The organism is Pseudostreptobacillus hongkongensis (genome assembly GCF_001559795.1).
Classification (GTDB): Bacteria; Fusobacteriota; Fusobacteriia; order Fusobacteriales; family Leptotrichiaceae; genus Pseudostreptobacillus; species Pseudostreptobacillus hongkongensis.
Window position 1 is genome coordinate 18,195 of sequence record NZ_LOHY01000089.1, and the last position, 12,327, is coordinate 30,521.

The window sequence follows — 12,327 nt, forward strand, 5'->3', positions numbered from 1 at the left end:
ATAATGGAAAAACAAGGATTAAGAGCAACACCTGCTGCAAGAAAACTAGCTTCTCAATTAAAGTTAGATTTATCAGTAATACCTGGTAGTGGAGCTTTTGGTAGAGTGCATAAAGATGATGTTGCTTCATATAAAGAAGAATCAAGTGTTAGAATATCACCTGTAGCAAGAAGAATTGCTGAGGTAAATGGTATTGATTGGCAAGAATTAAAAGGAACAGGTGTAAGAGGTAAGATAATGAAAAATGATATCTTAGCACTTCTTGAATCAGAAAATAAAGATACTTATGTTGCACCTGCTAAAGAAAAAGATTATATAAATCAAGAAAAAACTAATGTTGAAGAAAAATTAGATGATAAGAAAGATAAATATGGTGAAATAGAAGTAATACCTATGACAGCTATGAGAAAAGTTATAGCTAAACGTATGGTGGAAAGCTATTTAACAGCACCAACATTTACATTAAATTATGATATAGATATGACTGAAGCGTTAGCTTTAAGAAAGAAAGTTCTTGAACCTATATTAAATGAAACAGGTAAAAAAGTTACAGTAACAGATATAATATCTCTTGCAGTAATTAAAACTTTAATGAAACATAAATATTTAAATTCATCTTTAACTGAAGATGGACAAAATATTATAGCTCATAACTATGTAAATTTAGCTATGGCTGTAGGATTTGATGGTGGATTATTAACTCCAGTAGTATATAATGCGGAAAAAATGAGTTTATCTCAATTAGTAGTTGCGTTAAAAGATGTAACAACTCGTGCACTTGATATGAAACTTGCGCCAAGTGAATTACAAGGATCTACATTTACTATAAGTAATTTAGGAATGTATGGGGTGTCTTCATTTGGACCTATAATAAATCAACCTAACTCTGCAATTTTAGGAGTAAGTGCTACAGTAGAAAAACCTGTTGTAGTAAATGGTGAAATTAAGATAAGACCTATAATGAGTTTAGGTCTAACTATAGATCATAGAGTGGTTGATGGTTTAGCTGGAGCTAAATTTATGAAAGACTTAAAAGAATTATTAGAAAATCCAATAACAATGTTGATATAAAGGAGATAAAAGATGGCATTAGAAGTTATCATGCCCAAAGCTGGTATAGATATGACAGAAGGGCAAATAGTTAAATGGAATAAAAAAGTTGGAGAATTTGTTAAACAAGGTGAAATACTTTTAGAAATAATGACAGATAAAGTTAATATGGAACTTGAAGCAGAAGAAGATGGATACTTATTAGCTATATTAAAAAATGATGGAGAAACAGTACCAGTAACTGAAGTTATAGGTTACTTAGGAGCAGAAGGAGAAGCAGTTCCTACTGCAGGAGCACAAGCAGCTCCAGCTGAAAAAGTAGAAGAAGCACCAGTAGCACCTAAGGCTGAAGAACCAGTAAAAACTAAGAAAAGTGATGACGCTTATGATGTAGTAGTTATAGGTGGAGGTCCTGCTGGATATGTTGCAGCAATTAAAGCAGCACAAATTGGTGCTAAAGTTGCAGTTGTTGAAAAATCAGAACTTGGTGGAACTTGTTTAAATAGAGGATGTATACCTACAAAAGCATACTTACATAATGCAGAAATTATAGAAGGAATAGGTCATGCTGCTGCGCGTGGTATCATGATAGAAAATCCTAAATTTACTGTAGATATGGATAAAGTATTAGCTATGAAATCAAAAGTTGTTAAAACTTTAGTTGGTGGAGTAGGAGCATTACTTAAGAGTAATGGTGTAGATGTATTTAAAGGTATAGGAAGAATTACTAAAGATAAGAATGTATTAGTTGATGGAGCTAAACTTCTTGAAACAGATAAGATAATCTTAGCTGGAGGATCTAAAGTAAGTAAAATCAATATACCTGGTATGGATTCTAAACTTGTTATGACAAGTGATGATATATTAGAATTAAATGAAGTACCTAAAACATTAGCTGTAATAGGTGGAGGAGTTGTAGGAGTTGAACTTGGTCAAGCATTCTCAACATTCGGATCTAATGTAACAGTAATTGAAATGATGGATAGAATAGTTCCAGGAATGGATGCAGAAGTTTCAAATACTTTAAGAGCAGCTCTTGAGAAAAAAGGTATGACTATAATGACAGCAACTAAACTTCAAGAAATTATTGAAGAAGATGGTAAATTAAGAATTAAATTAGAAGGAAAACAAGACTTAATAGTTGATAGAGCTCTTCTTTCTATAGGACGTGTACCAGATCTTGAAGGAATTGGAGAAGTTGAATTTGAACTTGAAAGAGGAAAAATAAAAGTTGATGAATATATGGAAACTTCAGTTAAAGGAATATATGCACCTGGGGATATAAACGGAACTAAGATGTTAGCTCATGCTGCATTTAGAATGGGAGAAGTTGCTGCTGAAAATGCTGTAAATGGAAACCATCATGTTGCTAAACTTGATTTAACTCCAGCAGCTATATACACTATGCCAGAAGTTGCAATGGTTGGATTAACTGAAGAACAAGCTAGAGCTAAATATGATATTTCAGTTGGTAAATTTAACTTTGCTGCTAATGGACGTGCAATTGCATCTGATGAAAACTTTGGATTTGTAAAAGTTATAGCAGATAAAAAATATGGAGAAATATTAGGGGTTCATATTATAGGGCCTGCAGCTGCAGAAATAATAAACGAAGCTTCATCTATAATGGAAATGGAAATAACTGTTGAAGAAATGTTAAAAACTATTCATGGACATCCTACATATTCAGAAGTAATGTATGAAGCATTCGCTGATGTATTAGGACTTGCAGTACATGCTTTAAAGAAAAAATAATAAAAATAATAAATATTAAAAGGTGATTTTTTGTAATCACCTTTTGGTGTATATACTAAAATAAGGAGAATAGACTATGATTTACATTATTAGCGATACAAATGAAACAGCTTTTAATATAGCAAGTGAAGAATATGCATTTAAAAAATTATTAAATGAAGATATGATTTTTATGTTATGGATAAATAAACCATCTATAATAGTTGGTAGACATCAAAATACTATAGAAGAAATTAATAAGGAATATGTTAAAGAAAATAATATAGAAGTTGTAAGAAGAATTAGTGGTGGAGGTGCAGTTTACCATGATTATAATAATCTTAACTATACTATAATATCTAAAGAAAATGAAGAAAAAGCATTTGATTTTAAGAGTTTTTCTGTACCAGTTATTAAAACACTTGAAAGTCTTGGAGTTAAGGCTGAATTTACAGGAAGAAATGATTTAGAAATAGATGGTAAAAAAATATGTGGTAATGCACAAGCATATATAAATGGAAGAATTATGCATCATGGATGTCTTTTATTTGATGTTGATTTATCAGTTCTAGCAAAGGCCTTAAAAGTATCTAAAGATAAAATAGAGTCAAAAGGAGTAAAATCTGTAAGAGCAAGAGTTACTAATATAGTTGAAGAATTACCTGAAAAAATAGATGTAATAGAATTTAGAGATTTACTTTTAGAGTATATGAAGAAAGAATATCCTGAAATGAAGGAATACAAATTTAGTGAAGAAGATATTAAAGAAATTAATAAAGCTAAAGAAGCTAAATTTGGAAATTGGGATTGGAATTATGGAAAATCTCCTGAATATAATATAACAAGAGGTATAAAATTCCCTAAAGGTAAAATTGAAATATATGCAAATGTAATAGATTCTAAAATAGAAAATATTAAAATATATGGAGATTTCTTTGGTATAGAAGATGTTGCCTATGTTGAAGAAGTTTTAAAAGGCGTGAAATATGAAAGAGAATTTGTACTTGAAAGATTAAATAGTATAAATCTTAGTAGATATTTTGCAGGTATAACACCAGAAGAAGTTGCAGAAGCTATAGTTGAATAGATAAATATAAGTGAGGAGCAAATTAAAGTTTGCTTCTTTTAATTTATATAAAATTAAAAATTAAATTTTATGTAGTTTAGTTATTTAATTTTGTAAAAAAATAATACTTTGAAAATGCTTAATTTATATGATTTTTTATTACTAATTCTAAGTTAGTTCTAATTGATAAAATATTAAAAATTTTATATACTTTATCTAACGTTAAGAGAAAATATAGAGGAGATAAAGATGAAAAAAAATATAAATAAAATTTTATTAGCATTAACATTATTACCGATAGTAGGATTTGCTGCATATAATGGGCAAAATTATAGTGATACACAAAAAATTTCAAGATATAAAATAGATTATTCTTATAAAGATAGAGTACAAAATATAACAGAAGTTAAGAATTTTTCTTTTTCAAATGTAAATAGAGTAAAACTTGAAGTAGATGTAGAAGGAATTGATGGATCAATTTCATTTAAAGTAGTAGAAGATAGAGGAAAAGTTGTTTTTAGAGCAGATAATCCATATGAATTTGAAAGATATATAGAATTAAATTCTTCAAAAAGCTATAAATTAGTTGTAGAGTTAAAAAACTTTACAGGAAAGTATGAATTTGAATTAGAATCTAAATAATATATGAGCATACGCGTATTTGTGTATGCTTTTTTATTGTATTAATTAAAAAAATTAGTATAATAATTTGTTATAATATAAGTGTTAAATTTGAAGGGATAGATAATGAAAAGGAAAATATTTGGTGAATTTAAAGAGGTTTTAAAAAATTTATATGATAATAAATTTGAATATATAATTAATACATCTATAATGGAAGCTGGAATATTAACATTAGGAGCTTTTGTCCTTGAAAAAATATTTGAATTAATGATGTATTTTGCAGGAATACATAATGTTACTCAAACTAATTTTTATAACATATTATTTCACCCAGTTAGCCTTATAACTTTAATAGTATATATCCTAATTATGGCTTTTATAATGTTTTTTGAGTTTTCGTTTATAGTATTTATGATATATGGAAAGTTTAATAATAAAAATTATTCAGTAAAAACCATACTTAATAAGTCATTTAATTCTATGAAAAGTTTAATAGGTAAACAATTTATATTCTTTTTAGCCTATTTTATTACTATGATACCTATACAAAATTTAGGTTTAAATTCAGTTTTAACCCAGGATTTATATATACCAAAATTTATAACAGAAGAATTATTAAAAACTCCTTCTAATGCGATTATATTTTTAGTAGCTATGGTAATTTTGATATATATTAATTTTAGATTATTTTTTGTTATACCTCTGACTATAATTTCTAGAAAAAGTTTAAGTGATAGTATAAAGGAAAGTTGGGAGATAACTAAAAATCATAAATTAGAAATAATTTTGATAGTTTTAATGTCAGAAGTAATATTTACAATAGTTTCAGGGATTATAGTGTTCGTTGTTATCTATATATTTGAAATTATTAATAGTAGTGGAAATAGTTTAATATTACAAACTTTATTTTTTACTTTATTACAAGCTGTATTTTTATTTTTTAGTGTAATGTCTAAATTAGTTATAGTAACAACATTAGTTAATATTATAGTTGATAAAAATGAGGTATCAAATGAAATTATTAATCTTGAAAGCAAGGAAAAAAGAAAGTTTAAATATTTCAATACATTTTTAACTATATTTACCATCTCTTTAATTATATACAATGGATATAATATATACTATACAGGGGTTAATGAAAATGTGTTAACTATTGCTCATAGAGGAGATGTAGAGTATGGAGTTGAAAATTCTTTAGAGGCTTTAGAAGGTGCTTTGAAAAATAAGGCTGATTATGTAGAAATGGATATAGTAATGACTAAAGACAATAAATTCGTTGTATTACATGATTTTAATTTAAAAAGACTTGCAGGAATTAATAAGAATATATATGATATGAATTTTGATGAAGTTGTAGGTTTAGAAATTAAACAGGGAGGATTTAAATCACACATTCCTTCATTTGAAGAATATGTAAAAAGAGCAAAAGAACTTGATGTTAAACTTTTAGTTGAATTAAAACCTCATGGTGAAGAACCAGATAATTATGTTGATTTGGTAATACAAGAATTAAAAAGATTAGGTATAGATAAAAAGTATAAGGTAATGTCTTTAAATAAGGATGTAATTGTAGAACTTAATAAAAAAGAACCAGATATTGATACAGGTTATGTAATACCTATACAATTTGGAAGTTTTAATAATATAGCTGTAGATTTCTATGTTATAGAAGATTTTTCTTTTTCAAATTATTTATTAAGAGAAGCTAAGATAGAAAATAAAAATGTCTTTGTATGGACTATAAATGATAAAGAAGATATGACTAGATATTTACAAACTGCAGTAGATGGGATTATAACAGACAATCCTAAAATGGTTAATGATGTAAAAAAAGAATTAAAAACTCATAATACATATTTTGACAAAGTTGCTAGAGAATTAGAGTTATAATATATTTTTTACCTTTAAAAAAATTGATTTTATACTAGACAAAAAATATTAAAAGTGTTAAAATATTAAAGTAAGTAATAACAATGAAGGAGAAGGAAAATGTCTAAAAAAGTTAGGGTTAGAATAGCTCCATCACCTACAGGAGATCCACATGTAGGAACAGCATATATAGGGCTATTTAACTATGCATTTGCACATCATGAAGGTGGAGAATTTATATTAAGAATAGAAGATACAGATAGAACAAGATTTTCTTCAGATTCAGAACAACAAATTTTTGATGCTATGAAATGGTTAGGATTAAATTATTCTGAAGGTCCTGATAATGGTGGTGAATATGGTCCGTATAGACAATCTGAAAGATTTAATATATATAAAAAATATGCTTTAGAATTAGTTGAAAAAGGTGAGGCATATTATTCATTTGAAACGCCAGAAGAATTAGAAATAATGAAAGAAAGACAAAAAGCAATGGGCTTACCGCCTATGTATGATAGAAGAAGTAGAAATTTATCTAAAGAAGTAATTGAAGAAAATTTAGCTAAAGGAATGCCGTATGTAATTCGTATGAAAATGCCACTTGAAGGTCAAACAGTGGTTGAAGATCAATTAAGAGGTAAAATTTTCTTTGATAATGATAAAATAGATGATCAAGTTTTACTTAAATCTGATGGATTTCCAACTTATCACTTAGCTAATATAGTAGATGATCATTTAATGGGTATTACACATGTTATTCGTGCTGAAGAATGGATAGCATCAACTCCTAAGCATATACAACTTTATAGAGCTTTTGGTTGGGAAGAACCTAAATGGTATCATATGCCATTACTTAGAAATGCTGATAAAACTAAAATTTCTAAGAGAAAAAATCCAGTATCATTAAATTACTATAAAGAAGAAGGATATTTAAAAGAAGGACTACTTAACTTCTTAGCATTAATGGGATGGAGTCTAGGTGGAGAAAAAGAAATCTTTACTTTACAAGAAATGATAGATAATTTCTCATTTGATAGAATATCACTTGGAGGACCTGTATTTGATTTAGTTAAACTAGCATGGGTTAATAATCAACATATGAGATTGAAAGATATAAAAGATTTAACAGATCTAGCTATACCATTTATAGACAAACAAGGTTTTGATATTTCTAAATTTAGTAGAGAAAAATTAGAAAGAATGGTAGAAATTTCAAGAGAAGGAACTCATACATTAAAAGAATTAGCACAAAGTTTAGATGTATTCTTTGAAGATGAGTTTACTCTTCCAGTAGTTACTGAAGATATGAACAAAAAAGAGAGAAAATCAGTAGAAAGAGTACTTGAAGCATTAGCTAGTGAAGAAGGTAAGAAATCTATAAACTTATTTATAGAAAAATTAAATAACTTTGATGAAGAAATAAATGAAGAAGAAATTAAAGATATTCTACATAAATTACCTGAAGAGTTAAATGAAGGAATAGGTAAAGTTTTAATGCCATTAAGAGCGGCAATAACTGGTAAATCAAAAGGACCAGACCTATATTCTATAATCTCAGTTATAGGTAAAGAAAGAACATTGAATAGAATAAAAAATGTATTCTAAGAAAGGTATATAAAATGGCAAAAGTAAAAGCGAAAGACGCGATAAGAATATCATTTGGAGAAATATTAAATGAAAAACCATATCATCAAATAACAGTTAAAGAAATTGTTATGAAAGCAGGAGTTACAAGACAAATATTCTATTACTATTTCAGTAGCATGATAGAACTATTAGAATATTTTGAAGATGGTACAGTTGATAATATCCTTAAAGAAAAGAAAAAAATGAAAAAATTAAGTGATGCATATGATTTATTCTTTAGAGTTATGATAGAAAAAAGTAATTTAATTAAAAATTTAAATTATTCTGAATCTAAAGGAGTTTTAAGAGATGCACTTGAAAGAATGGCAAAACATCTATACTCAAGAATATTAACAGATGTATTTGATAAAACAAGAGTTTCAAATAGAGATAGAGAATTTTTAATAGGATATTATACTTATGGATTTGCATCAATACTATATGAATGGGTGCAAAAAGGAATGGATCCTAATTATCAATATTTAGTTAAAAACTTAAGTGCTTTAGTAGATGATAGTTTACCAGAAGTAGTAAAAAGATTTGAAGAATTATAGAAAAAAGAAAGTTAAAAAAGTAGGATAAAGACATTTTATAGTCTATTCCTACTTTTTATATTTATTCAGATTTTTTTGATAATCCTAAAATTAGTGCTCCAACTATACTTCCTATAATTATAGCCATTAAGTATAAGAAGAAATTAGAACTTAATAACATTACTAAGATTCCACCATGAGGAGCAGGAATTTTAATGTTATAGAACATAGTTAATGCTCCAGCTATTCCTGAACCTATAATACATCCTGGTAAAACTCTTAAAGGATTAGCGGCAGCAAATGGTATAGCACCTTCAGTTATAAATGATAATCCCATAATATAGTTTGAAAGTCCAGCTTCTCTATCTTCTTTGTTATATTTATTTTTAAATATTGTAGTAGCAAGAGCAATAGCAAGTGGTGGAACCATACCTCCAGCCATAACAGCAGCCATAGCACTTGAACCTCCTGTTGCAAGAGATGCTTCTAATGTTCCAGTACCGAATACATATGCAGCCTTATTAATAGGACCACCCATATCAACAGCCATCATAGCTCCTAAAACAAGTCCAAGTAAAACTCTTGAAGTTCCACTCATATTGTTTAAGAAATTAGTTAATGCAACATTTAGATAATTAGTTATTGGGTTTAAAACTAATAACATTACAAATCCAGTTATAAGAACAGTGATAAAAGGCATAAATAATATTAAGTTAATTCCTCTTAATTTATCTGAAACATTTCTAGTATATTTAGAATAAGCTTTAGTTAAGTAACCTGCAAATAGACCTCCAGCTAATGCACCTAAGAATCCTGAACCTTGTGATGCGGCTAAAGATCCAGCAACAAGCCCAGCAGCAAGAGCAGATTTTTCTCCTATGCTATATGCGATATATCCACCAAGTATAGGTACGAATAATCCAAATGCAGCTTTACCTATAGTCATGAAGCTTGCAGCAAGAGGAGCAGTAGAACCAAATCCTCCACCAACATTTGAGTTACCCATTAAACTATCTATTAAGAAAGCAATAGCTATAAGTATTCCACCACTTATTACTAGAGGAAGCATATATGATACACCACTCATTAAATGGTTATATAATTTTTTAGAATCATTAGATGCTTCTGATGCAGTTTTAGAATTTCCTTCAAAGTTTGCAACTTCACCTTTACCATCTAAGATATCTTGTATTAATTGTTTAGCTTTATTAATTCCATCTTTTGCAGAAACTTTAATAACTTTATGTCCGTTGAATCTTTCTTCATTAACAGATTTATTTATAGCAAGAATTACACCTTTTGCATTTTTTAAATCTTCTTTTGTAATTTCATTTTTTCTACCATCTGTACCATTAGTTTCTACTTTGATCTTTACACCCATTTCACGAGCAGCTTTTACTAAGGCATCACGAGCCATGAAAGTATGAGCTATACCTGTAGGACATGCAGTAACTGCAACAACATATTTTTCAGGATCTTCAAAAGTTTCATTTGTTTCTTCGTTTTCATTACCCTTAATTAATTCTATTACTTCTTCATAAGTAGATGCGTTAACTAAATCATTTATTTTATCTTCATCACCTATAATATCTGCAAGTTTAGTTAAAATATCTATATGTAAGTTAGCTTCATTTTCAGGAACTGCTATCATAAAGAATACTTTTGAAGGTTTTTCTTCTCCTTCACTGAAATCGATACCATCTTTAGATGTAGCAACTAATAATGCTGGTTTATTTACACTTGATGATTTTGCATGAGGAGTTGCAACTCCTTCTTCAAGTGCAGTGTGTCCAAGTTCTTCACGAGCTTTTAAATCATTTATGAATTTTTCATAATCATTAATGATATCCTGATTGAAACTTTTTGTCATTTCTTCTAATGCTTCTGTTTTATTTTTAGCTTTTAAATTAAATAAAACTTGATTTTTAGAAATTAAATTTTCTAATTTCATAAAATAACCTCCTGTATTTCTATATCTTTTAATAATTCATTGATTAATGTTTTTTCACCTATTCCATAAGAATAAGCTGTAGAAGAACCACATGCAACTGCAAGTCTTAATGCTTCAATATCATTGTAGTGATTATGATAAGCATAAGCAAACCCTGCAACCATAGAATCTCCTGCACCTATAGAGTTAATATATTTACCTTTTGGAATATTTGCTTTTAAATATTTACCTTTTTTAACTAATATAGCACCATTTGAACCCATGGAAACAAGTACATTTTCTACACCTTTTTCTATAAATTTAGAAGCTAAGTCATATAGTTTTTTATCATCGTTTATATTTTCACTAAATACTTCTTCTAGTTCCTTGATATTAGGCTTAATTAATACATTGTTAGATATATTATCAAGTAATAAAGACCCTCTAGTATCTAGAAATACTTTTGCAGAAGTAATTTTAGATAATTCATGATAAATATTTTTTTCTAGACCATTTGCAAGAGAGCCTGATAAAATTAGTATGTCTTTATCAGTTAATTTTGATATTTGTTCTTTAAGTTTTAAAACATCATTATCATTTAATTTTTCAGAAAGACCTGCAATTTCTGTTTCTTCTTCTTTATCATTTATTTTTATATTTATCCTTGTTGTTCCTTCGGTTTTAATGAAATCATGTCTTATATCCATTTCATTTAACTTTTCAAGTATAAAGTTACCAGTAAAGCCTGCTATATATCCTAATGCTATAGATTCTAATCCTAGATTTTTAAGCATTATAGATACATTTATACCTTTACCACCAGCTCTTAAATTGATTTCTTTTGATATATTTAGTTCGCCATTTTTTAACTCATCTAAATAGACATCATAATCAAGTGCTGGATTAAGTGTTAATGTGTAAATCATTTGTCCTCCTCAGTTATTAGCGTACAATCTTTTAAGTTAGCAAAGCTTGCGTTTGTTATTAAACCTATTTTACTTTTATCAGCTAAAATAAATTTTTGTTTTGACCTATTACAAACGGCTTCTTTGATTAAGGCTTCTTCTATATCAGGTGTACTAAAACCAAATTTATCATCCACACCATTTGATCCTAAGAAACATTTATCAAAATTAAAGTGTTCTAATTGTTTTATTGCATATGTTCCTATAATAGCTTTGGTAATTTCTTTAACCTTACCACCTAATAATATGAAGTTTATATTATTGTCTATCAAAGCTTCTATATGAGTTATAGCATTAGTTATGACAGTTATATTCATATTTTTAAGGTAAGGAATTAATTCAAATGTAGTAGTTCCAGCATCTAGGAATATAGTTTCATTTCTGTTTATATATTTTGAAGCATTTTTTGCTATAGATTTTTTTTGATTTAAGTTTTTTTTGATTCTTAAATTATACTCTATATCATTGTTATTATTACGAATTTCTATTCCACCAGATATGATGTTTATAAGCCCTAGAGTTTCCATTTTTTTCACATCACGTCTTATTGTTGCTTCAGATATATTTAAATTTTTAGCAATATTAGAATACTTTACATAAGTTTTTTCTTCAGTAAGTTTGTATATTAAATCTATTCTTTCTTTTTGTAAACTTTTCATTTTCACTCCTTTATATCCAAAGTATACCCCTATTTTGAAAAAAGTCAATGATAAAAATTGAAAAAAATGAAAAAATTTGAAAAATTTTTGAGAAAATAAAAAAAGGCATAAGCCTAAATTGGAGGCGATAATCAGACTCGAACTGATGTAAAAGGTTTTGCAGACCTCTGCCTAAGCCCCTCGACCATATCGCCATACTTATAAATATATTAGCACTTTATTAGAAAAAAGTCAACATTAATTGACAAAAAATGCAGAGTGAAATTTGAAA

10 protein-coding genes and 1 tRNA gene are annotated in these 12,327 nt (G+C 27.7%); 7 read left to right on the plus strand and 4 right to left on the minus strand.

Features of this window, described 5'->3' with window-relative positions; all coding sequences use genetic code 11:
• Nucleotides 1-3: 3 nt before the first annotated feature.
• From AYC59_RS04640 to AYC59_RS04670, 7 genes are all read left to right on the plus strand, one after another.
• On the plus strand, nucleotides 4-1,071 hold the full coding sequence (locus tag AYC59_RS04640; protein WP_066895699.1) for a dihydrolipoamide acetyltransferase: 1,068 nt from the start codon (nucleotides 4-6) through the stop codon (nucleotides 1,069-1,071).
• 12 nt (nucleotides 1,072-1,083) lie between these two features.
• Nucleotides 1,084-2,805 (plus strand): dihydrolipoyl dehydrogenase, encoded by a 1,722-nt coding sequence (gene lpdA / locus AYC59_RS04645; RefSeq protein ID WP_066895701.1) that lies wholly within the window; start codon nucleotides 1,084-1,086, stop codon nucleotides 2,803-2,805.
• Between the two features lie 76 nt (nucleotides 2,806-2,881).
• Nucleotides 2,882-3,871 (plus strand): lipoate--protein ligase, encoded by a 990-nt coding sequence (gene lplA, locus AYC59_RS04650; protein WP_066895703.1) that lies wholly within the window; start codon nucleotides 2,882-2,884, stop codon nucleotides 3,869-3,871.
• A 228-nt stretch (nucleotides 3,872-4,099) separates the two neighbouring features.
• Nucleotides 4,100-4,492, plus strand: coding sequence for a hypothetical protein (locus AYC59_RS04655; protein ID WP_066895705.1), 393 nt, complete (start codon nucleotides 4,100-4,102; stop codon nucleotides 4,490-4,492).
• Nucleotides 4,493-4,597: 105 nt separating this feature from the next.
• The gene (locus AYC59_RS04660) at nucleotides 4,598-6,364 is read left to right on the plus strand and encodes a glycerophosphoryl diester phosphodiesterase membrane domain-containing protein (RefSeq protein ID WP_066895707.1); all 1,767 of its coding nucleotides are present in this window, start codon (nucleotides 4,598-4,600) and stop codon (nucleotides 6,362-6,364) included.
• Nucleotides 6,365-6,463: 99 nt separating this feature from the next.
• Entirely contained in the window at nucleotides 6,464-7,948 is a 1,485-nt protein-coding gene (gltX, locus tag AYC59_RS04665) for a glutamate--tRNA ligase (protein WP_066895708.1), read from the plus strand.
• A 14-nt stretch (nucleotides 7,949-7,962) separates the two neighbouring features.
• Nucleotides 7,963-8,523 (plus strand): TetR/AcrR family transcriptional regulator, encoded by a 561-nt coding sequence (locus AYC59_RS04670; protein WP_066895709.1) that lies wholly within the window; start codon nucleotides 7,963-7,965, stop codon nucleotides 8,521-8,523.
• A 61-nt stretch (nucleotides 8,524-8,584) separates the two neighbouring features.
• Here AYC59_RS04670 and AYC59_RS04675 read toward each other — a convergent pair whose 3' ends face one another.
• From AYC59_RS04675 to AYC59_RS04690, 4 genes are all read right to left on the minus strand, one after another.
• Complete coding sequence (locus AYC59_RS04675; protein ID WP_066895710.1) at nucleotides 8,585-10,453, minus strand: PTS fructose transporter subunit IIABC; 1,869 nt, start codon at nucleotides 10,451-10,453, stop codon at nucleotides 8,585-8,587.
• Nucleotides 10,450-11,358, minus strand: a complete 909-nt coding sequence (gene pfkB, locus AYC59_RS04680) for a 1-phosphofructokinase (RefSeq protein ID WP_066895714.1) — start codon at nucleotides 11,356-11,358, stop codon at nucleotides 10,450-10,452. The genes AYC59_RS04675 and pfkB overlap by 4 nt, the downstream gene beginning before the upstream one ends.
• Nucleotides 11,355-12,056: a DeoR/GlpR family DNA-binding transcription regulator gene (locus AYC59_RS04685; RefSeq protein WP_066895716.1), complete on the minus strand. Its 702-nt coding sequence runs from the start codon at nucleotides 12,054-12,056 to the stop codon at nucleotides 11,355-11,357. The genes pfkB and AYC59_RS04685 overlap by 4 nt, the downstream gene beginning before the upstream one ends.
• 119 nt (nucleotides 12,057-12,175) lie before the next feature.
• Nucleotides 12,176-12,250 (minus strand) — tRNA-Cys (locus AYC59_RS04690).
• Between the last annotated feature and the right edge of the window lie 77 nt (nucleotides 12,251-12,327).